Genomic DNA, 24,295 nt, shown 5'->3' with positions numbered 1-24,295 from the left:
GGAAATCGCGGAAACCGGGCTTTTTTGGTCCTGCGCGGGCCTGAATCCTATTCGGTCAGGAATTTGAAGATGACCATACCGAAAAAGATCACGGTCATCAGGCCACCCATGCCGGCAACACCCGCAATGAGATCAAACAGATCGTTACGGGGCTCCTCGTTCACATGTTCACGCGGGTCGTTGATCCGCACATTTGCGTCCATGGTTATTGCCTCCTTATGAGGATCGACAGCTCGCCCTTCCAGGGAGCTGAAGCCTGGAGTAATTTTAGTATACTTGGAAAAGAAAGCGTTTGTAAAGATTTTGCAGCAATCGTGTCAAGTTTGCCAATTGTGAAGATTTGATGGTGGAGAGATGAACATTGACGCATGTATTTCACAAGATTAGATGACCTGTGTTATACTGGAAGTGTCGTTCACGACGTTACAGGTTAAAATAAACCGTAAGTATATATAAGGAGGACAATTTCATGGCTATTGTTAACGTATCCGATCAATCCTTTAACGCTGAAGTCGAAGGAGAAGGAACGGTTCTTGTTGATTTCTGGGCGCCTTGGTGCGGTCCTTGCAAAATGCTCGCTCCAATCCTGGAAGAGCTGTCCACCGAAGTTGGCGATGCAGTGAAAATTGCCAAAGTCAATGTTGACGAAAATCCGGAATCCGCTTCCCGCTTCGGCGTAATGAGCATTCCGACATTGATCTTCTTCAAAGACGGTCAACCCGTTGATAAAGTGGTTGGTTTGAACTCGAAAGAAGCACTCAAAGGAATCATTGAGAAACACCAATAATTCACTAGGCTAACAGATACGCCTCCGGTTATGCGCCGGGGGCGTTTTGCGTCGAATATCTTTTTATAGGACAATATAAAAGTAAGCATTATTACATTTATAATGTAGAGTACAGAACCGATTCGAAGAAGCGAAGCGCTCGCATTTATCACCGGATTTCCCCATGCAAATGGGATCAAAGAAATCCGGGGATAACGGCGATCGAAGGACGGTACTGTAATCGGAATGGCTGAGTGTAACCGTTGATTATACTTTTTTCGGAAGGGAGGACCCACCGAATTATGGATGAATTCGTAAATGTTCTGCAAGAGCAGGAGCAGGCACTGGAGCAGATTCGTCACAAGCTGGCGCTGCTGCCCGACATGCCTGGCTGTTATTTGATGAAAAACAGCGAAGGGACCATTATCTATGTAGGTAAGGCCAAAGTGCTGAAAAACCGCGTACGCTCTTATTTTATCGGCAGTCATAACGGAAAGACACAGCGTCTGGTATCCGAAATCCGTGATTTCGAATACATTGTGACCGGCAGCAATATGGAAGCACTCATACTGGAGTGTAACCTGATCAAAAAACACATGCCGCGTTATAACGTCTTGCTCAAGGACGACAAAACCTTTCCCTATCTTAAAATTACGAATGAAAAGCATCCCCGGCTCGAGGTGACCCGGCGCGTGCTAAAAGATAAAGCCAAGTACTTCGGACCTTATCCGAATTCATACGCGGCACATCAAACCAAAAAGCTGCTCGACCGCATGTATCCGCTGCGCAAATGCGGCGTGATGCCAAAGGAAGTTTGCCTGTATTATCATATGGGGCAATGTCTTGCTCCCTGTGTTAAAGAAGTTGGCAAGGAGCAGTACGATCAGATTTCGCAAGAGATCGGTTCATTCCTGAGTGGTGGACACGAAGAAATCAAGAAAGATCTGCAGCGCAAGATGCAGGAAGCGGCAGAGGATCTTTATTTTGAACGTGCCAAGGAACTGAGGGACCAGGTCATAGCGATAGACGCCATGATGGAAAAACAGAAAATTACGATGGCGGATGCCAGAGACCGTGATGTGTTTGGTTTCGCCATTGATAAAGGCTGGATGTGTGTCCAGATTCTATATATGCGTCAGGGTAAAATGATCGAGCGCCATGTCTCGACATTCCCGTTTTATGGCGAAGCGTACAGTGACTTCATGTCCTACGTGACACAGTATTATAGCGATAACCCGGCATTGCCGCAGGAGATATTACTGCCGGAAGTTCCTAAAGAACTGGCTGCTGGGGAAGAAGTGGATACAGCTGATGCTGCCATTGCTGATGTGCCAGCTGCTGTGACATCGGAATCGGACCGTTTGTCATCAGCACCAGATGATGGTTCTGCTGATGAACCATTGGTTGCCGAGTCCCGTGCTTCTTATGGGGAAATTCAGGCTCCTGAAGGAACTGAAGGAGAAATACAAACCGATATGACTCAAGATCTTTCTGATCAACAGGAAAGTGCTGTAGAGGAGACAAATCGACCGGGACTGGAAGATCCCTTCCAGGCGGCAGCCGCTCTACAGGAGTGGCTGGAGATCAAGGTTCACATTCCGCAGCGTGGATTGAAACGTCAAATGATTACGATGGCTGTTGATAACGCGCGTGTGGCACTGGAAGAGAAGTTCCGCCTGATTGAGCGAAACGAAGAACGCACATCCAAAGCATCCGAAGGTCTCGGACGATGGATCGGGCTGGATCAGCTGCGCCGGATCGAAGCATTTGATAACTCGAACATTCAGGGAACCAACCCGGTATCGGCGATGATTGTATTTACCGATGGCAAACCGGATAAGAAGGAATACCGTAAATATAAGGTCCGCTCGGTTGAAGGACCTGACGATTATGAAACGATGAGAGAAGTCATTCGCAGACGGTACGAGCGGGTGCTGAAGGAAAACCTGACCCAGCCGGACCTGATCGTTGTGGACGGCGGGAAAGGGCAGATTTCGGCGGCTGTGGACATATTGGAGAATGAATTGGGACTGTTTATTCCGGTATGTGGTCTCGTAAAAGATGCCAAACACAAAACGTCTCAGCTGATGATCGGCAATCCGCCGGAAGTCATCTCACTGCCGCGGGACAGCCAGGAGTTTTATCTGCTGCAGCGTATTCAGGAAGAGGTTCACCGCTTTGCAATCTCGTTCCACCGGGAGCAGCGCGGAAAGTCCATGGTTACTTCGCGGCTCGATTCCATTCCAGGCATCGGCGAGAAGCGCCGCAAATTGCTCCTGAAGCATTTTGGCTCTTTGCGCAAAATAAAAGAGGCCAGCGTCGAAGACTTCCGGCCTCTATCAATTGGTGATAAGCTTGCCAAACAAATTATTGCAGCACTTCGGGATGAGGAGTCGTAACATACGACTTCTCTTTTTTTTGTGGATTCATTTTGTAGATGACATATCCAACGATGGCTGGAAGCACAATCCAGAAGATCCCTGCAGAGACATTCAGCAGATCACCCATGAAGATCAGGCTGAGTCCCATCAGCAGGCTGTCGAAGATGACATGGCTGAAGACAACAGCAATAAAGCCGTGACGCAGCATGACCAGACTGAACAGCAATCCGATGACCATCAACTCAATAGGACGTGTAATGACCGGATAGATTGGATACAGGGTATGTCCGAGTGCCCAGATCAGCGTTGGGATCAGACAGGCGATGAAGGTGTTACGCACAATTTTCTGCATCATGCGAATTCCGAACAGACGGTATACCGCTTCCTCTCCAATTCCGGCCATCCAGGCCATGATGGGAAAGATCCAGGCGTATGACATATTGTACGTCGATTGATCTGCCGAGGTGGTAGACCAGCTTCCAATGCTTCGTTCCAGAATGAAGAATAGGATCGATTGAACCCCTAGCAGAATAAACGCCCATAGGTAACCCGCATACATACTATGAAGGACATATTTGCCGTATCCAGGCTCTATCGCACGCGGCCAAGGATTCATTCCAATTTTGCGCCACATGCCATCACCTGCAACGAGTGAGAGGTAGATGGTTGCACTCATGACCAATGTGATCCCTGTCTGCATGATCATCAGGAAAGCGAGCATGAAACTGGACAGGCCCTGTGCCTCGAACAATGGAATCATGTTTAAAGTACCGATCACGGATGCAGCGAAGTATACCAGTGACAGGATAATTCCGCGTTTAAATGACGTGTGGGCCCGGGTGAGAATGCTGTAGATAATCGCCAGCACACCGAGTACAAACGTCAGGAATGCATAGCCTCCATAGGTCATCCAGTTGGCCTGACGGGTTTGTTTTTGGACATAATCGATATGGGCGTCAGGGACCGAAAAGACGGATTCAAAGGAGCGAACCGCTCCGTTTTCAAAGGTAAAATTCAGTTCCAGCTTGGAATCGCCAATCTGCTTCTCAGCATCCGTGTAGGTCAGGCCGCCTTCACCTTCGCGAGTCTCCAATTGAAGTTTAGGAACTTCATAGCCGAATTCGCCAAGAATTCCAGAAGCAAGCTGCTCTTTTTCGTCCAATGAAATATTGCCTTCGGCAAGCTGAATCGTCGCATTACGTTTGCTCTTATCCTGCTCAACTTCAGCTGAGGCATACAGGGAGGAAGGAACCTCCCGTTTGAAACCGACGACTTTTCCTGTTCTCATATGTACGTCCACATTCAAATAACCGCCGTTGTCCTCATCGGGCAAACGAACGCGGAACACATCGTAGGGATAGGTAGCTTCCCATTTTTGATTATACGTGTCAAGCTGTTTGGTTTTGGCCATGTATCCGTAGATATCGGAATGGGTTTGATAGGTGACCAGTGTCTTTCCGTTATCCGAAGGAAGTGTGTAGTCGGCTATGGAAGCTGCAAAGGATCGTGCAGATTGTGCTGCCTGTTCCTTGCTTATAAAGGACGTAGACTGGATATCTGTGGTTTGTGATGAAGTAGCAGGAAAGATCTGAAAGACAAAAAACAAAATCAGGCCAATCGCCGCCAGCAACCCTAAACGCTTGAAATTAGCTTTGAGTACCAAAGGCTGCCCTAAGGGGTTCATGTAATGGTGTTCCTCCTTTATTAATTTGGATATTAAAGTAAAGATATCACAGGCCCAACCCTGAATGCCAATGATGAAACGAAAAGACGTGCAAATCCTTGAAAATGAATGAAAATGATCGAAAGAATCTGATCCATCCATCGATATATCTGAGTTTTTCCCTTTTTAGCGGAATTCGATGCTATTTACACAAAAATCGTTTTGTCTGTAAGAGTCATAGCGCTTATAATTTTGAAGCAAATGTGCAATATTCCGCATGTCTTTAGCCTTGCAGGGGAACGAATAAAAGGATTCCAACCTTAATGCATATGTGGCTATGACTCAAATCATACATGTTTACGCTCCGAAATGGAGCTTATCCTAAGTTCAGAGCGCTGACGTAATGTCGCATGGATAAGTGATTCGGAGAAAGGCTCCACATCGTGGAGTCATTTTCTTTTTGGCAGAGGTGGATGATCGACAAGTGAAACTAAATGTTCAATGGATGCAGCTATCGCCTCCGCGAATTCTGGTATTGGGTTTTGCCGGAATAATCTTGCTGGGAACATTGCTCCTCATGCTTCCGGTTTCCAGCCGCAGCGGGGTCAGTCTTCCCTTTATTGATGCATTATTTACGGCCACGTCCGCGGTCTGTGTCACAGGCTTGGTTGTGGTGGATACGGGTACGCATTTCTCGGTGCTGGGTCAGGTGATCATTGCTATCCTGATTCAGATCGGCGGTCTTGGCTTCATGACCATGTCCACGCTGGTGGCAATTGCATTCAAGCGGCGGATTTCCCTGCGGGAGCGATTGATTTTGCAGGAAGCGATGAACCAGAACACGATGGAGGGCATTGTGCGGCTGATCCGTAAGGTTGTAGCGTATTCTCTCATTTTGGAGGCTGTATGCGGCACGTTGTTTGCTATCCGCTGGTCATTCGATATGTCTTTCGGACAGGCAATCTATTATGGATACTGGCATGCGATCTCCATGTTTAATAATGCAGGTTTTGATATGTTTGGTGATTTCCGCAGTCTGACCGGGTATGTGTATGATCCGCTTGTGAATTTTACGGCCATGTTTCTGATTGTTGCTGGGGGCATTGGTTTTATCGTGTTGTCCGATCTGGTGGATTATCACAAAACGCGCAAGCTGTCGCTGCACTCCAAGGTTGTACTGCTAACGACGGGTTTGCTGATCGTATTCGGTGCGTTGGTTATCTTTGTGTTTGAGTTTAGTAATCCCCGGACATTGGGGGGGCTGAACTGGGGCGGGAAACTGCTCGGATCATTCTTTCAATCAATTACGCCACGTACTGCAGGGGCCAATACGATTGATATTGCCGGTCTCAGGCAGGCAACGCAATTTTTCATCATTATGTTAATGTTTATCGGGGCTTCTCCAGGTTCCACCGGAGGCGGGATCAAAACGACGACATTTATGATCATGATCGGAGCTGTCATCGCGATGATGCGCGGCAGGGAAGATATCGTATTTTTCAGATATCGGCTTGCCCAGGAACGTATTTTCAAGGCATTGACGATCACGCTCCTTGCGCTGTTGCTGATCATCATGGTTACCATGGTGCTCACGATGACGGAAGACAGCGGTTTTCTTATGATTTTATTTGAGACAACATCGGCTTTTTCTACCGTTGGTTTATCTATGGGACTGACATTGAAGCTGACCGCGTTCGGAAAGCTCATGATCTGTTTCATGATGTTCGCGGGGCGGCTTGGACCCATTACATTAGCGTATGCACTTGGACAGAAAAAGGGTAAAGAACTGTATAAGTATCCTGAAGGAAAAATGATTATTGGATAGGGGTTCGTGAAGAACAATGAAAAGACAGCAGTTTGCGGTGATTGGACTGGGGCGTTTCGGTTCGAGTCTGGCACAGGAATTAATGGAACTTGGCTATGAGGTGCTTGGCATCGATAAAAATGAAGAGGTCGTTGAAGACATGAGTGAATTGGTCACTCATGCTGTCGTAGCGGATGCCACAGATGAGGAAGTGCTGCGCTCGCTGGGGATCCGTAATTTCGACTGCGGCATTGTGGCCATCGGGGACGATATCCAGACGAGTGTCCTCACCGCAATCCTGTTAAAAGAGCTCGGCGTAAAAACGGTTGTTGCCAAGGCGATATCCGTCTTGCACGGGCGAGCCCTCGATAAGCTTGGCATCGATCGCGTCGTTTATCCGGAACGGGACATGGGCATTCGGGTTGCCCATCAGCTCGTCACCCCGAATCTGCTGGACTACATTGAACTATCCAATGATTACAGCATCGTGGAGATGAAGGTTCCGGCCTGTCTGCACAATAAAACCTTGTCCACGCTGAATGCGCGTGTACGCTTCGGCTGCAGTATTGTGGCGCTGCAGAAGGAGACCGGAGTCATTATCGCTCCGACGGCACTGGACTCTCTTCAGATGGGCGACATTATGGTCATTATCGGAATGAATGATGATATCGACCGGTTCGAGCAAGAAGTGATCAGCCAAGAGGGGTGATCCAATTCCGGCATTTAGACAAAGACAAAAATGGAGTGCGTCAGGTGGCTCAATCATAGATCAAATTAAGGCGTCGCAGTCCTCCTGGAGGGCAGCGGCGCCTTTGCTGTAAAGAGCGCTGCAGTTTCCTTGACCCACTGTCTGGACGTTTCGCTGAGGTCTTCCTTTTCCCCATAAATCATGCAGGTTGTTCGGCGGGTCTGCTGCAGCTGGGGCAGGTACACGGAGACCAGATCATTGTCCGCAAGTAGTTGAGGCCTCAGATAAGATTTGGGCAGCAGGGCAGCAGCCTTGCATGTAGGCAGAAGTCGCACGATGGCTTCGAATGAATCAATCTCCATGCGAATATCCGGCATGACGGCACAGCGCTGGAACAGATCGTCTGTCAGCTTGCGATACCAGGTACCTTTGGAAAAGGTGATCATGGGCAGATCTTGCAAATGTTCCATCCCGGCCTCTTTGCCGGACAAGGGATGCGTAAGCGGCACAACCAGTACCAAATGATCATCAAAGAGCGGCACACAGTTCAGCCCCGCTTCGTTAATGGAAGAGGCAACAATGCCGACATCCGCCTTTTTGTCCCGTACAAAGGAGACGATCTCATGCGTTTTACCAGTCACCAGCTTGATCTCTGCGTTAGGGTGTTTTTCCATAAAGGCATTGACCAAAGGTGGCAATGTGGTCTGAAGTGTGGTCAGGCTCGCTCCAAGTGTTATAGCGCTTTGCTCCTCATCCTTGTACTGGGCAAGCATGGTCAGAAACTTCTGCTGCTGCTGCTTTTGTTCCACAGCGAACGTGTAGGCAAGCTGGCCGACACTGGTCAATTCAAGACGTTTGCCGCGGCGATGAAAGAGAGCTACCCCGAGTTCATCCTCCAATTTGGCGATCTTGCGTGACAGGGCAGGCTGTGACAGATTCAGCAATTTGGATGCACGATTCAGACTCGACTGCTCCACGACTGCCGCAAATGCATTTAACTCCTCGAACATATTCACTGACCTCTTTTCCATGGGTTGTGATGGTTGTCCTTGATAAATCGTTTTCAATGCGATATGCCTGCTTATCCGATGTTTCAGCTCTTATACCTATAGGTTATAACATTTAATAATTATATTGCAATTCCATTATAAGAAAAAAAGGAGTAACATGAATTGTGACACAAGTTGTTCACACCTGATGAAAACGGAACAATTTGTCGAACCTTTCCTTGGGAAAGGTTTGTGTCATGATAAGCGAACGATTTTATGAAAACGTTATATTTAGCGAAAGGGGAACGACATTTTATGAAAGGGTTTTACTCCAGAAAGCTGCACTCCTTGCTTGGCGTCATCCCGCTCAGTCTGTTTTTTGTAGAGCATCTGGTGACGAACTTCTCGGCAGTTGAAGGCGGCAAAGAAGCTTTTGACGGTGCTGTTGCATTCCTGAACAGTTTGCCTCTTGTTATTGTTTTGGAAACGCTTCTCATCTGGTTGCCGTTGTTCTATCACGGTGTATACGGTCTGTACATTGCCTACCAGGCCAAGCCTAATGTGGGACGATACGGCAATGAACGCAACTGGCGCTACACATTACAGCGGATCAGTGGTGTCATTACGTTTGTTTTCGTGATCTGGCACGTGTGGGAAACTCGCGTTCAGGTTGCATTGGGTAATGTAACGCACGAAGAACTTGGCGGTGTCATTCATGACGTCGTGATGAACCCGGTAACGTTTATTTTATATCTGATCAGTGTGGTTGCGGCCTCCTATCACTTTGCCAACGGCTTGTGGTCGTTCCTGGTTAGTTGGGGGATTACCGTCGGTCCGCGTGCACAGCGTGTATCCTCTTATGTGTGCATGAGCCTTTTCGGTATTGTGGCGATTATGTTTATCGCGTCATTGTTTGCTTTCCGGAGCATTGATTTCCAGACAGCTACAACGATGATTGATGTGATTAAGACAGTTCTGATATAAGCATTTGTGATAAATGCTGACTTATAAGGGAGTGAACAGCAATGGCATCATCTAATGTAATTATTGTGGGCGGAGGTCTCGCGGGCTTGATGGCGGCGATCAAATCGGCTGAGGCCGGAGTCCATGTTCATTTATTTTCATTGGTTCCCGTCAAAAGATCCCACTCCGTATGTGCTCAAGGCGGCATTAACGGTGCGGTAAATACCAAGGGTGAGGGCGACTCCCCATGGGTTCACTTTGACGATACTGTATACGGCGGTGACTTCCTTGCGAACCAGCCACCGGTTAAAGCGATGTGTGAAGCTGCACCTGGCATTATCCACCTGATGGACCGGATGGGCGTGATGTTCAACCGGACACCGGAAGGTTTGCTTGATTTCCGCCGTTTCGGGGGAACCAAGCATCACCGTACGGCATTTGCCGGAGCAACGACAGGACAACAATTGCTCTATGCATTAGACGAACAGGTTCGTCGCTGGGAAGCAGCCGGTCTGGTCACGAAATATGAGAACTGGGAGTTCCTGCAGGCTGTTATTGATGATGAAGGCATCTGTCGCGGGATCGTAGCACAGGATCTGAAAACGATGAAGGTACAGACGTTCCCGGCAGAAGCCGTTATTCTTGCAAGCGGCGGCCCTGGTATCATCTTTGGTAAAACAACAAACTCTGTTATCAACACGGGTACGGCAGCAAGTGCGGTGTACCAGCAAGGCGTTAACTATGCAAACGGGGAATTCATCCAGATTCACCCGACAGCCATTCCGGGTGATGACAAGCTTCGCCTGATGTCCGAATCGGCTCGTGGTGAAGGTGGCCGGATCTGGACATACAAAGACGGCAAGCCTTGGTACTTCCTCGAAGAGAAGTATCCATCCTATGGTAACCTCGTTCCGCGTGATATCGCGACACGTGAAATCTTCAGTGTCTGCGTAGATATGGGACTTGGGGTCAACGGCGAAAACATGGTTTACCTCGATCTGTCTCACAAGGATCCGAAGGAGCTGGATGTGAAGCTCGGCGGTATCATTGAAATTTATGAGAAGTTCATGGGCGATGACCCGCGTAAAATCCCAATGAAAATCTTCCCGGCAGTCCACTATTCCATGGGCGGCATGTGGGTGGATTACAATCAGATGACCAACATCCCAGGGCTGTTCGCTGCGGGTGAATGTGAATATCAATACCATGGTGCGAACCGTCTGGGTGCAAACTCTCTGGTTTCGGCCATTTATGGTGGTATGGTAGCTGGTCCAAAAGCAGTTGAATATATCAAAGGACTCAAAAAATCGTCCGCAGATATTAGTTCTTCTGTCTTTGAAGGGTACACCAAACGCCAAACGGATAAATACGAAGGTATTCTAAAAATGCAGGGCAACGAAAATGCCTATGTCATTCATAAAGAGCTTGGCGAGTGGATGACGGCGAATATGACCGTTGTACGCTACAACGATAAACTTGAAGCCACGATCGGCAAAATCAAGGAATTGAAAGAGCGTTACGGCAAAATCAACATGTACGATACATCCGGCTGGAACAACCCGGGTGCGGCGTTTACCCGTCAGCTGTGGAACATGCTCGAACTGGCTGAAGCCATGACGCTTGGCGCATTGCTGCGCAACGAAAGCCGCGGAGCACACTACAAACCGGAATTCACGGAGCGTAACGATGAAGAGTTCCTGAAAACGACCATCGCCAGCTGGTCGAAGGAAGGTCCACAAATCTCGTACGAGCCTGTAGATGTTTCCTTGATCCCACCACGGATCCGGGACTATTCCAAGGACTGAGTAAAGACAACCGCAATCCAGAATGAATTATTGCTATTTTAAGTAAAGTGACTTATTAGCACGACGCAGCGGAGGAAGCGGAAATGTCCTGAAGAAGCGAAGCGCCCGCCTTTGATACCCCATTTTTATCCGATTAATAATTCATTCAGTAAAATGGGGAGCAACAGCGGTCGGAAGGACATTCCGCTGACGAAGCGTCAAGATTACGAATCACAAGATGATTAATTTTATATTTACATGATTAAAAGGAACACCCTAACGGAGTAGGCAGAAGAATTCTGGAGAAGCGAAGCGTTCGCCTTTATCCCCGGATTTTACCTTGTAAAAGGTGGATCAAAAAATCTGGGGATAACAGCGATCGGAAGAATCTTCTGCCAGCGGAGTGACCATGTGTGAACCATTGTGGTCTTGTAACGATAGCAATCAATCATCGTCACCAAAGGAGGGGACAGCGATATGGCGGAACCAGCTACAGCCAACAAAACCGTCAAGTTTATCATCACCCGTCAGGACAGTCCGGAGTCGTCTTCGTACAACGAAGAGTTTGAACTTCCGTATCGTCCCGGCATGAACGTTATTAGTGCCCTGATGGAGATTCAGCGAAACCCTGTGAACAAAGAGGGCAAGTCCATTGCCCCGGTCTGCTGGGAATCGAACTGTCTCGAAGAAGTGTGTGGAGCATGCTCCATGGTGATCAACGGTAAGCCGCGTCAAGCGTGTGCTGCCCTGATCGACAAGCTCGAACAGCCGGTTCGTATCGAACCGATGAAAACCTTCCCGGTTGTTCGTGACCTGGTCATCGATCGTAACCGGATGTTTAATGCCCTGAAACGGGTAAAAGCCTGGATTCCGATCGATGGTACCTATGACCTTGGACCAGGTCCCCGGATGCCGGAGAAGAAGCGCCAGTGGGCATATGAGCTGTCCAAATGCATGACATGTGGTGTGTGTCTGGAAGCTTGCCCTAACGTCAATGAGAAAACAGACTTTATCGGCCCGGCAGCACTTTCCCAAGTCCGCCTGTTCAATGCTCACCCAACAGGAGAGATGAACGCCGAGGATCGTCTGGAAGCCCTCATGGAAGATGGAGGAATCGAGGGCTGCGGTAACTCGCAGAACTGTGTGCGCTCTTGTCCAAAAGGAATTCCGTTGACAACTTCCATTGCGGAAATGAATAAACAAACAACCAAGCATATGTTCAAACGCTGGTTGGGCGTGTAATCGTCATACCCCTTGCAGATGTGGAATCTCCAAATTTAGAAGAAGTCGTGATCCAAGGCAGCTTGCTGCCTTGGATCACGGCTTCTTTTTCTCAAACAGCGAAGGAACCGGGCTCGTTATGCAGAATATGGTATACTGTAGAGATGCATGTAGAGCGGAGAAGGAGGGGAAGACATGGCAGAGACACCGCGTAAGGGCAGCTCCTGGCCACCGCCCCGGCGCTCAAACCATGAACCTGATAGAGAGTCCATTTTTCCCGGTGAGGAGAAGGATCATGATCCCTCCCGGCGCAGTTTTTTGCTGCGAATGGTCGTAATGACGGCGGGAGCAGCCCTATTCACAGGCGGATATGCTTGGCTCTGGGAGCCACATCGTCTGGAAGTCAAGCAAGTGCAATTGAAACTGCCGGGATTTCCGCAGGCATTTGATGGGCTGCGCATTGTCCAGTTCAGTGATGCCCATCTTGGGTTTCATACCGGGTTGAAAGAGATGGAGAAGCTGGCTGGGACCATACAGGAGCAGCGGCCGGATCTGATTTGTTTTACCGGGGATATGGTGGAACGAGAAGCCGAACCAATGCGAGAATGCATCCCAGTGCTGGCATCCATGCAGGCGAAGTATGGCAAGTTTGCCGTATTGGGGAATCATGATTACCGGGGCCGTCAACAGAATGAAGTGGAAACCATGTTCAAGCAAGCCGGCTTCACGTTGCTTCGCAACAGTCACGCTGTCATCAAACAAGGGAATGAACATATCGCTGTGACAGGTCTGGATGATGCCCTTACAGGCCAGCCGAATCCTTTGGAAGCCATAGAAGGCCTGGATGCGGATGTGTGGAAATTATTGCTGATGCATGAACCGGATTTTGCCGATTTGGCAGCACCGTTCGGATTCGGGTTACAGCTGTCAGGTCATAGCCATGGAGGGCAGGTTCGTTTCCCCTGGATTGGAGCAGTCACGACGCCGCGAGGTTCACACAAGTATATTCAGGGGTTATATTATGCAGGCAAGGCGCGTATGCCGGTTTATGTGAATCGGGGCTTTGGCATGACCCAGCTGCCGATTCGTTTTTTGTGTAGGCCGGAATTAACCGTTTTTGAATTACAGGGCATACGAACATAGAGATTGTGCAAGATGAATTTAAGTATTACACGAGGAGGTTGGCCAGATGGAACGAATTGCGATTGTATCCGATATTCATGGCAACATGACAGCTTGGGAAGCTGTACTTAGAGATATCCGGAGTCGCGGGCTGGGGCGTATCTTTTGTCTGGGCGACCTCGTGGGCAAAGGTCCAGATCCGGTACAGGTGGTGGATCGGGTGAGAGAAACGTGCGAGCATGTGATCCGGGGCAATTGGGATGAGCTGGTTGCGGTCAATCAGGATAATGAGAATTTCACCTGGCAGGCTGACCGACTGGGAGAAGAGCGGCTGGCATATTTGGGGAATCTCCCTTTTAGCCACCAATTTGAACTTAGTGGTCGGACCATTCGTCTGGTGCACGCCTCGCCGCAGAGTGTGTATCACCGCGTACAGCCGTGGGACGAAATTGAAAAAAGAATAGCCATGTTTGATCCTCCAGCGGATGATCCAGATCTTGGTGAGGCGGATATCGTGGGATATGGAGATGTACATAACGCCTACTTGCAACATTTTAATGGCAAAATGTTGTTTAATACCGGCAGTGTAGGCAATCCACTCGATATGACCCAAGCCTCTTACTGCATCATTGAGGGAGAGAATAGCAGTGATCGAAACAAGGCGTTTAACCTTCAATTTGTACGGGTTCCCTATGATATCGAACGTGAGGTGCTGGCCGCACAGCAAGCGAAGGTACCTTCATTGGATTTCTACATCCGGGAGATACGTACAGGTATCTACCGTGGACTGCAGGAGAGTTCTACAGAGGAATAAATAAAGGCAGTGAATCGACATACTAAAATTTGAAAGCCCCGGAGTGTTATCCATCATTAATGGAGCCGGATCATCCCAGAGCTTGCTTGTCTTACCGGACCAGAACCCGATAGACAAAAGGAGCGATTGCCATGCTGACCCGAAAAATGCTCGCCCAAGGACTTCCTGTGTTATGGACCGAGCGTCTGGTCCTTCGATCTTTACGTCAGAGTGATTTCAACACATTATCGGAACTGTTTTCCGATCCCCAGGTCATTCAATATGTAAATAGGGGAGGACAGCCGACGCCAATTCGTGCCCGGCGGTTATTGAATCAGATCCGGTGCAGCAGTGCAAAGCTGGATTCGCTGCACTACGGTATCTGTTGGAAAGGCAGGGAGCCGCTCATCGGCATCACTTCTTTTCAGCACTGGAATGAGCAGAGTGGTACAGCCCAGATTGGTTATATTCTGAACAAGTCCTGCTGGGGGATGGGTGTGGCAACCGAGGCTGTACAGCGATTGCTGCATTTTGGTTTTACGGAGCTAAATCTCAGGAAAGTGGAGGCACGCTGCTATGAAGCTAATGTACCATCCGAACGGGTGCTTCGCAAAAGTGGGATGTCCTACGAACGAACCCTTCCCTCATTTGGTTTAAACCAGGAGGATGGTCAAACACCCGATACACTGCTGGACGTCAAGGTCTATGCGCTATACCGTGAAGAGCACGTTCGATCACGAGAGGGAAAAAGCCTGCAAACCTAGGTATCCGAGAAACGGAAGTAACATAGAATAAGATAACAAAACCAGTTGAAACAATCCTCAATCATTTGTTACACAATTGAAATATAGCTGCAATTGAACTCTAACAGACAGCGGGTAAACTTATCTCATGACCCCCTTTTTGATAAATAGATATGCTGTTGGGACCCGCCGCGAGCGGGTTCATTTTTTTTGTCCATGAGAAAAACCCTACTGCATGCATCATCACGCCAGGCAGTAGGGTTTCAAGCTTGTCATTCGATCTATTACAAGGGAACTATCTGCATCTGTTTCTGTTTGAAGTAGACCCATTCCTTAAAGCCGATCTCTTTCAGGCGTGTCCGGACTTCTTCCAGCTCGTCCGCTACACGTGATGGTTTGTGGGCATCTGATCCGAAGGTCACTTTCACGCCGTAATGGTTGGCTCGCTCCAAAATGGCATCAGAGGGGTACCAGCCGCCGCTAAGCTTGGTTTTCCCCGACGTATTGATCTCGATAGCCACGCCTGCCTCTGCAATAACCTGCAGCGCTTCATCAATGGCATGATCGGCAACAATGTCGGAGAATGCAGGATAATTGCCTTTCATCGCATCAATGTGTCCAAGAATCTGGAACATCCCACTCCGTGCGGACTGTGAAATCAGGGAATAATAGCGTTCCTTCACTTCAATTTTCCGCGCTTCACTCAGTCCCTTCCACCGGGTTTTGTTGAAAATGCTGACATCTTCCGTATGGTGAACCGAGCCAATAATATAGTCAAAAGGATGCTGTCCCAGTGTACTGCGATACAACTCGGCATGGATCGGGAAATAATCGGATTCAATGCCAAGCAGCACATCAATTTTCCCTGCATATTCTTCTTTCAGTGCAAGCACTTCTTCAACATAATTCCGCAATTCGGACTTGGCCATCGCAATGCGTGGAAATGCCTGCTCTTCCTCACTGCCGAAATAAGGAGTGTGATCGGAGATGCCAATGACTTGCAGGCCTGCCTGAATACCTGCTTCGATGTAGTCCCGAATGTTGCCATCTGCATGACCACAGCGGAAATGGTGAGTATGAAGATCGAATTTCATGAATTACCCTTCCTTTCTCATGCCTTATTTTGTCATTCCGAACTGATAAACTGGGTTTCCGGCATGCCTTTGAGATCACTCAGGAACTGATGCATGGCCGAATTAAGATAACGACTGGATTTGTAAATGACCCCCACAGGGTGGCTGACCTCAAGTTCACTTAGCGGAATCATCCGAAGTGTGCCTTGACGCAGCTCATGAGCAACCGATTGCTTGGATATCACTGCCGCTCCAAGATTAATCTCAACCATCCGCTTGACTTCCTCACTGCTGGATAATTCCATTACGATATTAGGCTCAATGCCATGTTTTTTGAAAATGCCTTCTGTAAAGCGCCGCCCTACCGTATCTGGCGACAACATAATCAGAGGGGTACTTCGCAGCACGTCCACAGCGGCATGCTTTTGCTTCGCGAGTGGATGGGAAGGAGATACAACAAGTTCGAACGTGTCGTAATAGAGCACGGAGGTATTCAGGTTTGGGTTGCGCTCCGTCAGATAACCGATACCAATGTCAATCAAACCATTCTCGACCTGGGTATAGATCTGCGAGGAAGGCAGGGACTGGATACTGGTTTTGATCAAAGGGAACTGATCCTGAAAATAGGATAGCACCCGCGGTAAAATCTGAATCGCAATGGAGGTGGTTGTACCCAGTACGATATGTCCTTGAGGCGTTTCATCGAGATCTGACAACTTCTGTTTCAGCTCGTCCACAATGTCTAGCATGCGCTCGGCATGTTCCAAAAACACCTGTCCACGATCGGTTAATGTGACGGGCTGATTGCGATCAACAAGAACGGTATTGAATTCATCCTCCAGACTTTTGATCTGGGCCGAGACGGCAGGCTGGGTTAGGTTCAGAAGTTCTCCCGCTTTGCGGAAACTCATCGTTTTCGAGATCGTAATCAGCGTCTCCAGTTGGCTGATATTCATGTATGGCCTCCTTGCGGCGGATATGATGTCTTGTCGGAGTGTTCCTGTATGAAATGGAATCCCGTAACTATGTTTTTTTCCGTTACCTTAAATTATAGGTGATTCAAGACAACAGGGCAATCAAGGTGAAGCAGGGAGTTTTAGAAGGACCAAAGAGCAGATATGAAACTTAAAATCAAATTTTTTTAAAAAAATAACTCATTAAAAATCAGTAAAAAAGTCCTAAATCCAAATGAGCCTAGATCTGAATCAAAAGTCATCCTACAAAAGAAGTGCAGAAGTCTGCAGTTTCGTCAAAAACAGCTATAAACATTTGCCCCGCTTATGACGATAAATTATAGTACACATGCCTTACCGAATTCATGATGAATTCTTGTACGTGATAAAGTATAATAAAATTATAGAATATGGGACTTTTGGTATGTGACCAATAACCCAGTGTAAGGGGGACATTAGACAGTGAAAGCGGAAGTGATTAATCCTTTCCTGGAATCCGCACGAAATGTATTCGAACAACTCATCCAGGTTTCGCCTTCCACCGGGAGCCTTGGCGTGAAGAACGTAGAGTACATAGCAGACCATGTCTGGATCGTGATCGGAATGACCGGCCAACTGAGCGGAAACATTGTTTTCGGAATTCAGGAACAAGTTGCACTGCGAATTGTCTCTGCCATGATGGGCGGTTTTGTGATTACCGAAATGGATGAAATGAGTAAAAGCGCCATCTCGGAACTGGGCAACATGATTAGCGGTAATGCCAGCACGATTCTGTCCAACCAGGGTGTCGTTGTGGACATTACACCTCCGCAAGTGTTGAAGTCCGAACATTTGACTGAATTTAATGCGACGAAGGCACTGAGTATCCCATTGCTGATGGACGGAATCGGCGAGATGGATATTCAGGTAATGATCTCGTAGAATAGAGCCATAGCCTGAACAGGCGAATGTGTTCAATACGGGAGGACTTCTTGTATGTTGAAAGATCAGGTTGTATTCATCACAGGTGCGTCGAGCGGAATTGGTGCGCTCTGTGCTCAGATGTTGATTGAAGAAGGGGCTATTCCCATTCTCGCTGCCCGTTCTCGGGACAAGCTCGAAGAAATAGGTGCTTCGCTAAAAGGGCCGCATGAGCTGCTTACACTGGATGTTACCAATGATGATCAGGTACAGACAGCTGTTAACATGATGCTGGATAAGTATGGACGAGTGGATATTCTGCTGAATAATGCAGGGTACGGCAAATTCGCCGCAATGACGGAAATGACGGTGCAGGAATTCGATGAAATGATGGACGTCAATTACATGGGAATTGTTCGCTGCACGAAGGCTGTGTTACCACACATGCTGAAACGTGGCGTTGGGCAGATTGTGAATGTGGCTTCCATGGCTGGCAAGATCGGGACTGCAAAATCGGCTTCCTACACAGCGACGAAACATGCCGTACTTGGTTTCAGCAATGCCTTGCGTCAGGAGCTGCGCAAGACCGGAGTGACGGTTACGACTATTAACCCGGGTCCAATTGATACGCCGTTTTTTCATCACGCAGATCCTTCCGGGAATTACGTGAATAATGTGCGCTGGATGATGCTGAAGCCGGAACAGGTTGCAGGGCATATGATCCGGGCGATGAAAAGACGCAAGGAAGAAGTGAATCTGCCAAGACTCGCTTCGGCTGGCATATGGCTGTATCAGCTGTTTCCGAGACTGGCAGACCGGCTGACGCATGGAGTCATGAATCAGAAGTAGAAATGCAGCAATCGAGGCATCATATAGGGAATAAGAGAAAAGCTCCGCCGAGGGGCTTTTCTTTTTTTGCGACCAAGCTGCATCTTGCCGAATAAGATTTGGTCCACAGCCTTTTTTCGCATATAATGAAAGATAATGTGATGACAGGCTTATGCTACAGAGGTACAAGCAGGAAATAGCATCGTAAGAATAAATTTAAAGGATGGACATACATGACGAATCAAACATTTGCTTCAATAGGTGTGGCACAGGATCTGGAAGAGCTCCTCGCTGCACACGGGATCAACGAACCTTCTCCGGTGCAGGCACAGACCATACCCATTATTTTGGAAGGCCGCGATGTGGTTGCCAAATCCCAGACAGGAACAGGTAAAACCCTTGCTTATCTTCTGCCATTGCTGCAATCCATCAAAAGTGATGTGAAAGGTACACAAAAGCTCATTATAGCGCCTACGCAAGAACTGGCGATGCAGATTGTACGCGAAGCACAGCGGTATGGAGAGGGACGCAGCATTGGCGTTCTTGGTCTCATTGGTGGAGCAGCCGTCAAACGCCAGATCGAGAAATTGCGGGAACACCCTGAACTGGTTGTGGGTACGCCGGGACGACTGAAGGAATTGATTACGCTGAAAAAGCTGAAAATGCATAATGTTTCCACGATTGTCATTGATGAGGCAGACCAGGTATTCCAACTGGGTGGCGTGAGTGATGTGGATTTTGTGCTGCGCAGTGCTCTTCGTGACCGTCAGCTGATCTTCCTGTCAGCAACCATTGATGAGCATACCTCCGGACTTGCCAAGCGTGAGATGAAGGAACCTGTTCAGATCGGAATCGAACCGGACCGGGCAACAGCTGCGGGACTGGAGCATTATTACTTTGTGGAAGAAACCCGCAACAAAATCGATATGCTGCGTCGTCTGGTTAGACAGTATAATCCTGATCGGGCCATCGTCTTTGTTAATGCTACAGAAGATATCGGCGAGGTTGAGGCCAAAATGAACCATTTGGGTCTTTCTGCAGCCGGGTTGTATGGAGACGCAGACAAGGTAACCCGGAGCAACGTTCTCGCTGCTTTTCGCAATGGCAAAATCAAACTGCTGATTGCCAGCGAAGTCGCGGCAAGAGGACTGGATATTGAAGGTTTGCCCATGGTCATCAATTATGACCCGGCTTTTGACTCGGAGCACTATGTTCATCGTGCGGGACGTACCGGACGAATGGGACGCAGTGGTATTGTGCTGTCCATCGTGGATGAAACGCAAATCTTCATCATGCGCAAATTTGCACGCGAACTTGGCATCGAACTGACGGAACGCGTATTGTTCGGAGGTAAAGTGCTGGAGGCTGATCCACGTCCGGATACGCGGCCTGAGGGTCATTCTTTTTCGAGAAAACCGGGACAGTCCCGTGATCGCAAGCCAGGCCAGGCAGGCCGTAACGGCGGTGCAAGAGCTGCAGTGTCGAATCAGCGCGGCACAGGCGGAAAGCCTGCAGGCGGCGGAGGCAGAACGGAGCGCGATCAGGATCGCAAAAACAAGGGAGCACCCAAATGGAGCAAGGGAAACACACCGCGTTCCGAAGAATAAAACCTGACGAAAGAGGTGCAGGGATTGATGGATAACGGACAATCGCCCGTGTTAAAAATCAGTGGGCTAAGCGGAGGATACAGTGCCAAACGGCCGGTTCTCCACGGTATCAATCTTGAAGTTGGACGCGGAGAGATGGTCGGACTGATCGGATTGAACGGTGCAGGCAAGAGTACCACCATGAAACATATTTTAGGCTTGATGACTCCCCAGCAAGGGGACGTTCGGGTGATGGGCAAGAAACGGGACGAGGACGCGCAGATATATCAATCGGCGATGGCCTTTGTGCCGGAGTCACCCGAGTTGTATGACGAGATGACTGTGATGGAGCATCTGGAATTCACGGCCAGAGCTTATGGCGTATCCGAAGCGGATTTTAAACAGCGCACAGAGAAGTTGCTGGACTTGTTCCGCATGAGGGAGAAAAGTACAAGTCTGTCGACTCACCTGTCCAAAGGGATGCGGCAAAAGGTCATGATCATGTGTGCCTTTGTCGCAGGGCCGCCGCTGTACATTATCGATGAACCGTTCTTGGGCCTGGACCCGCTGGGGATTCGTTCCTTGCTTGATTTCATGCTGGAAATGAAGGCATCCGGATCATCGATTTTGTTAAGCTCGCACATTCTGTCCACAATTGAAAATTACTGCGACCGCTTTATTGTTTTGCATCGCGGAGAGGTAATTGCTCAAGGAACATTGACTGAGCTGCGTGCCCAGTTCGGGGAATCGGATGCGACGCTGGAGCACATGTTCTATTCTCTTGTGCAGGGCAGGGATTAAGCATGGATCTCAAGCTGTTATGGAAGCAAAGACGCACGGGATTCTGGAACGGAATTCTTCCTTATCTGGGCTATGTCATACAGAGCGGCGTGGCCATGGTCTTTCTATTTCTCGTCATTGCATTCTCTGCCTGGTATACCTCATTTGTACAAAACATTCCGGCAGGATTTCCAATTCGCTGGATTGCATTGCTGCTGCTGGCACCGCTAGTCCTGTTCAGCAGTTATCGTACATATCTGCATCCTGCCGATATCGTATTTCTGAGACCCCAGGAATACCGGATGCAGGAGTATCTGAAGAACAGTTTTGCCCGGGGGATTATCTACAAAAGTCTGGGTATGCTGCTCGTATTTGTTACGCTGTGGCCTCTCTATGTTCGGGCAGACCAGGATGCACGGCCATTTGGCTGGTTTATCCTGCTTCTGCTCCTGTGGAAAGGTCTGGCGAGCTACGGCGCCTGGCAAGAGCTTCGAATGGTGCAGATCGGGGCAGCCAGAGGCTATCGTTTGCTGCGCTGGGCACTGGCTATACTGGCGATTGCGGCATGGCTGTGGCAGCCTCCGCAGCGCAGCGTATGGTTCCTGCTGTTGCTTGCGGTTGTCTACGTGGTTGCACTGCGTATCCCGATGAAGCACCGGATTTCCTGGGAACGTCTGATTCAGGTAGAGCAGGGCCAAGCCGGTCGTGTCATGCGGACATTAGGCTGGTTCGTGGATGTACCGTCATCCGGTCAGAAAGTAAGTGCGCGCCGCTGGCTTAGTAAGTGGGGGAGTGGGCTGCCCTGGAATGCAGGTAAAGCCTATCGCTATCTCATTACCAAAACATTCATTCGGACCGAAGTGTTTTCCATCGTACTGCGCCTGATTGTACTGGGCATGCTCCTCAGTTGGTGGACAGCGGGAAGTTACTTTGGCGTGGGTGTCTATCTGTTCTTCCTACTGCTGGTTGGTGTGCAGCTCGGAGCATTGCGCCGCAGCCATGGTGAATCCTTTTGGATCATGATTTATCCAATTTCTGCAGAGAGCCGCCGTTCTCAAGTGCTCGGATTCATCTTCAATCTGCATGCGATCGCTTCTCTACTGATGTGGCTTCCAATGTGGGCTGCAGGAATGGGTGGTTTGAGCATTACAGGAATAGCACTGGTACTCGGTGTGCTGGTGATCTATTTGATGAGACGTTCACAGGGAAACAAATGGTTGAAGGAAGAAGAGGACGAATGAGCTTGACCTTATTTGATGCAATCATGTGACTGGATCAGGTGTACTGCAGCAAAGAGGACGTTTCTTCTATATAAGATACCAAAAGACGGTTATTCGGGCTGAGTCCCAGAATAACCGTCTTTGTGCTGCGGTCAGACCACGTGGCACTGCCGCATGGAGAGGGATGGAACTAGCAGAGGAACGATTTGGTGATGATTACCAGCAAAATGAACAGAACGAGAATAGCACCTGTGTTTGTAAATCCTCCGAAACCGCCGCATCCATAACCGCCTCTTGTATCTTCAACTCCAGACATGGTCATTCCCCTTTCGAGTGGTGTTTGGCACGCCCTTGCGTACATCGTATATTATGTACCTTGGGTTTCCGCTGATTGGGCCACTGCCCGGGATCATTTAGAAAAATGAGGTGGTGGGGTTTTTGATATTGAAAAAGAAACACCAAACAGCCCTCTATAGAAGGTGTACATCACCGTTATATAGAGGGCTGTTTATAGTTGCAGGACACGCACAGTAGCCTGGAATGTCCTGATTTATTCCTTTTTTAAAGAGCGATATTGCTGCTCATAATCAGTTCGTTTGCAGATCCAGAATCCCACGGTAGATGGTATCAAACAGATCTTCCAATCCGGACTCTTCAATACAGGAGAAGGCAATGCGCAGATCAGCTTCACCCAGCGCAATGGTGCCTACACCGTACTTCTGCAGCAAGTGGGAACGAAGTGTTTCTGCATCAACCTCTTTTAGCTTCAAACACATGAAGTAACCGGAGTTAAACGGATAATAATCCCATACTTCTCCGTATTTGCCGCTATCGAGGATGGCTTTCACCTTGTTCGCACGGCCTTTCATGATTTCGAACTTCTCCTGTTTCTGTGCTTCAAACTCCGGTGCTTTCAGTGCATCCAGGACAAATGTCTGCGAAGGATGCGGACCACTGGAGATGGTTGCCCGAATAATGCCGAGTGTTTTCTGTTCCAGTGCATGCAAAACCGCAGCATCTTCATGAGCGTAAGTGATGAAACCAACGCGGAAGCCCCATACGAATTCTTCCTTGGTCGCACCATCCACTTTGACCGTCAGCACGCGTGGATGGATGTTGGCCAGTTTGCCAAACAGTGATTCGTGAATGGAATCCTCGAAGAACAAACCAAAGTAAGCATCGTCTGTTACGGCAACCACGTCTACACCTGCTTCCGCAGCCTGACGAATCGTATCCACGATCGCATTGGCTTCTTCACCTCCAGGCGTGTAGCCTGTTGGGTTATTCGGGAAGTTCAGCAATACGATGGCTTTGCCTTTGCCCTTTTGTGCAAGGAGTGCTTCAAGCAGTCCGGCACTATTAAAATTCAGTTGGTCATCGAACAAGGGATAATGAACCAGCTGGCCATGACGGCGAATTCCGAAAGTCAGCTCGTAATTTTCCCAGTTTTTATCCGGATATATAACAGCGTCCCCTTCATCAACGAAAAGGTCGGCTACGATACTGAGCCCATGGGTTAATGCATTGGTTACAATCGGGTTTCCAAAGGTTTTCCCCTCAAGCGAAGGGGTCTCTTTCAGCATTTTGTCTCTCCATACCGTCCGCAGTTCAGGCTTGCCCGCAGGTGGAGCATAAGGGTAGAGGTCCTTCGGTTGGAATGCAGAGAGCTTTTCCTGAATAACCGGAAGATGCATCGGCACACCGCCCTCCAGAGCAATACCAATTGTAGCATTATAGGTCTTGGCCAGACTTGCTGCTTCAGCAGACTGACTCAGGATACCTTCTTTTGGGAAATAGATTTCTTTACCGAGCTGCGACAGCATGGAGTAGACGTGACTGCTGCCTGCCTGAATACTTTCGTTCAACTGTTCAGCCAGTGGATTCATTCTTTTCATCCTTCCAGGTCTTTGGGATTCAACTGCCTAACATTATATCACCTTGACATCCCCCCGTCACGGAAATTACGCAATATGACAGTTATATCACTTCACCGCGTTGTTGCAGGAGGTTTGCAGGTGGAATTAGAGCACATTTCCCA

The 24,295-nt window shown here is 48.7% G+C and carries 22 protein-coding genes; 15 read left to right on the top strand and 7 right to left on the bottom strand.

The window, feature by feature from the left end; all coding sequences use genetic code 11:
• Positions 1–47: 47 nt before the first annotated feature.
• The gene (locus tag AB3N00_RS23685; protein WP_175399258.1) at positions 48–203 is read right to left on the bottom strand and encodes a YqzM family protein; all 156 of its coding nucleotides are present in this window, start codon (positions 201–203) and stop codon (positions 48–50) included.
• A 266-nt stretch (positions 204–469) separates the two neighbouring features.
• Between AB3N00_RS23685 and trxA the strand changes: the two genes are divergently transcribed.
• Together trxA and uvrC are read left to right on the top strand one after the other, a co-directional pair.
• Positions 470–787: a thioredoxin gene (gene trxA, locus AB3N00_RS23680; RefSeq protein WP_095292059.1), complete on the top strand. Its 318-nt coding sequence runs from the start codon at positions 470–472 to the stop codon at positions 785–787.
• A gap of 281 nt (positions 788–1,068) precedes the next feature.
• Positions 1,069–3,165: an excinuclease ABC subunit UvrC gene (uvrC, locus tag AB3N00_RS23675; RefSeq protein ID WP_413036794.1), complete on the top strand. Its 2,097-nt coding sequence runs from the start codon at positions 1,069–1,071 to the stop codon at positions 3,163–3,165.
• Here the strand turns inward: uvrC and AB3N00_RS23670 are convergent.
• Entirely contained in the window at positions 3,134–4,831 is a 1,698-nt protein-coding gene (locus tag AB3N00_RS23670; RefSeq protein ID WP_413036793.1) for a CPBP family intramembrane glutamic endopeptidase, read from the bottom strand. The two genes, uvrC and AB3N00_RS23670, sit on opposite strands and share 32 nt — an antisense overlap.
• A 484-nt stretch (positions 4,832–5,315) precedes the next feature.
• Between AB3N00_RS23670 and AB3N00_RS23665 the strand changes: the two genes are divergently transcribed.
• Together AB3N00_RS23665 and AB3N00_RS23660 are read left to right on the top strand one after the other, a co-directional pair.
• Complete coding sequence (locus AB3N00_RS23665; protein WP_413036881.1) at positions 5,316–6,635, top strand: TrkH family potassium uptake protein; 1,320 nt, start codon at positions 5,316–5,318, stop codon at positions 6,633–6,635.
• Between the two features lie 16 nt (positions 6,636–6,651).
• Positions 6,652–7,323, top strand: coding sequence for a potassium channel family protein (locus tag AB3N00_RS23660; RefSeq protein WP_413036792.1), 672 nt, complete (start codon positions 6,652–6,654; stop codon positions 7,321–7,323).
• A gap of 65 nt (positions 7,324–7,388) precedes the next feature.
• On the opposite strand, the gene AB3N00_RS23655 is transcribed toward AB3N00_RS23660, so the two are convergent.
• On the bottom strand, positions 7,389–8,312 hold the full coding sequence (locus tag AB3N00_RS23655) for a LysR substrate-binding domain-containing protein (RefSeq protein ID WP_413036791.1): 924 nt from the start codon (positions 8,310–8,312) through the stop codon (positions 7,389–7,391).
• Between the two features lie 294 nt (positions 8,313–8,606).
• On the opposite strand from AB3N00_RS23655, the gene AB3N00_RS23650 reads away from it, so the two are divergent.
• The 6 genes from AB3N00_RS23650 (at position 8,607) to AB3N00_RS23625 (ending at position 14,938) form a co-directional block, all read left to right on the top strand.
• A complete protein-coding gene (locus tag AB3N00_RS23650; RefSeq protein WP_413036790.1) occupies positions 8,607–9,275 on the top strand; it encodes a succinate dehydrogenase cytochrome b558 subunit in 669 nt (222 codons plus the stop codon).
• Positions 9,276–9,316: 41 nt separating this feature from the next.
• Positions 9,317–11,059 carry a succinate dehydrogenase flavoprotein subunit gene (gene sdhA, locus AB3N00_RS23645; protein WP_413036789.1) on the top strand — a complete coding sequence of 581 codons (1,743 nt, stop codon included), beginning with the start codon at positions 9,317–9,319 and terminating at the stop codon, positions 11,057–11,059.
• Positions 11,060–11,515: 456 nt separating this feature from the next.
• The gene (gene sdhB / locus AB3N00_RS23640) at positions 11,516–12,280 is read left to right on the top strand and encodes a succinate dehydrogenase iron-sulfur subunit (RefSeq protein ID WP_413036788.1); all 765 of its coding nucleotides are present in this window, start codon (positions 11,516–11,518) and stop codon (positions 12,278–12,280) included.
• Between the two features lie 174 nt (positions 12,281–12,454).
• Positions 12,455–13,402 carry a metallophosphoesterase gene (locus AB3N00_RS23635; RefSeq protein WP_413036787.1) on the top strand — a complete coding sequence of 316 codons (948 nt, stop codon included), beginning with the start codon at positions 12,455–12,457 and terminating at the stop codon, positions 13,400–13,402.
• 46 nt (positions 13,403–13,448) lie between these two features.
• Complete coding sequence (locus tag AB3N00_RS23630) at positions 13,449–14,195, top strand: metallophosphoesterase family protein (RefSeq protein WP_413036786.1); 747 nt, start codon at positions 13,449–13,451, stop codon at positions 14,193–14,195.
• 131 nt (positions 14,196–14,326) lie between these two features.
• Complete coding sequence (locus AB3N00_RS23625; RefSeq protein ID WP_413036785.1) at positions 14,327–14,938, top strand: GNAT family N-acetyltransferase; 612 nt, start codon at positions 14,327–14,329, stop codon at positions 14,936–14,938.
• A gap of 263 nt (positions 14,939–15,201) precedes the next feature.
• Here the strand turns inward: AB3N00_RS23625 and AB3N00_RS23620 are convergent, their stop codons facing one another.
• Positions 15,202–16,011: a histidinol-phosphatase gene (locus AB3N00_RS23620; RefSeq protein ID WP_413036784.1), complete on the bottom strand. Its 810-nt coding sequence runs from the start codon at positions 16,009–16,011 to the stop codon at positions 15,202–15,204.
• Positions 16,012–16,043: 32 nt separating this feature from the next.
• On the bottom strand, positions 16,044–16,946 hold the full coding sequence (locus AB3N00_RS23615) for a LysR family transcriptional regulator (RefSeq protein WP_413036783.1): 903 nt from the start codon (positions 16,944–16,946) through the stop codon (positions 16,044–16,046).
• Between the two features lie 459 nt (positions 16,947–17,405).
• Between AB3N00_RS23615 and AB3N00_RS23610 the strand changes: the two genes are divergently transcribed.
• The 5 genes from AB3N00_RS23610 (at position 17,406) to AB3N00_RS23590 (ending at position 22,278) form a co-directional block, all read left to right on the top strand.
• Positions 17,406–17,864, top strand: coding sequence for a chemotaxis protein CheX (locus AB3N00_RS23610; protein WP_095292039.1), 459 nt, complete (start codon positions 17,406–17,408; stop codon positions 17,862–17,864).
• A 54-nt stretch (positions 17,865–17,918) separates the two neighbouring features.
• Positions 17,919–18,692, top strand: coding sequence for an SDR family NAD(P)-dependent oxidoreductase (locus AB3N00_RS23605; protein WP_413036782.1), 774 nt, complete (start codon positions 17,919–17,921; stop codon positions 18,690–18,692).
• A 212-nt stretch (positions 18,693–18,904) separates the two neighbouring features.
• A complete protein-coding gene (locus AB3N00_RS23600; protein ID WP_413036781.1) occupies positions 18,905–20,278 on the top strand; it encodes a DEAD/DEAH box helicase in 1,374 nt (457 codons plus the stop codon).
• 27 nt (positions 20,279–20,305) lie between these two features.
• Entirely contained in the window at positions 20,306–21,058 is a 753-nt protein-coding gene (locus AB3N00_RS23595; RefSeq protein ID WP_413036780.1) for an ABC transporter ATP-binding protein, read from the top strand.
• Between the two features lie 2 nt (positions 21,059–21,060).
• On the top strand, positions 21,061–22,278 hold the full coding sequence (locus tag AB3N00_RS23590; RefSeq protein WP_413036779.1) for an ABC transporter permease: 1,218 nt from the start codon (positions 21,061–21,063) through the stop codon (positions 22,276–22,278).
• Between the two features lie 169 nt (positions 22,279–22,447).
• Here AB3N00_RS23590 and AB3N00_RS23585 read toward each other — a convergent pair whose 3' ends face one another.
• Positions 22,448–22,573 carry a YjcZ family sporulation protein gene (locus AB3N00_RS23585; protein WP_212677025.1) on the bottom strand — a complete coding sequence of 42 codons (126 nt, stop codon included), beginning with the start codon at positions 22,571–22,573 and terminating at the stop codon, positions 22,448–22,450.
• 271 nt (positions 22,574–22,844) lie between these two features.
• The gene (locus AB3N00_RS23580; RefSeq protein ID WP_413036880.1) at positions 22,845–24,143 is read right to left on the bottom strand and encodes an aminotransferase class I/II-fold pyridoxal phosphate-dependent enzyme; all 1,299 of its coding nucleotides are present in this window, start codon (positions 24,141–24,143) and stop codon (positions 22,845–22,847) included.
• Positions 24,144–24,295 lie beyond the last annotated feature (152 nt).

This window comes from Paenibacillus xylanilyticus (assembly GCF_047246825.1).
GTDB lineage: Bacteria > Bacillota > Bacilli > Paenibacillales > Paenibacillaceae > Paenibacillus > Paenibacillus xylanilyticus_B.
Note: the sequence above shows the minus strand (reverse complement) of the source record. Positions and strands in the feature narration are given on the sequence as shown.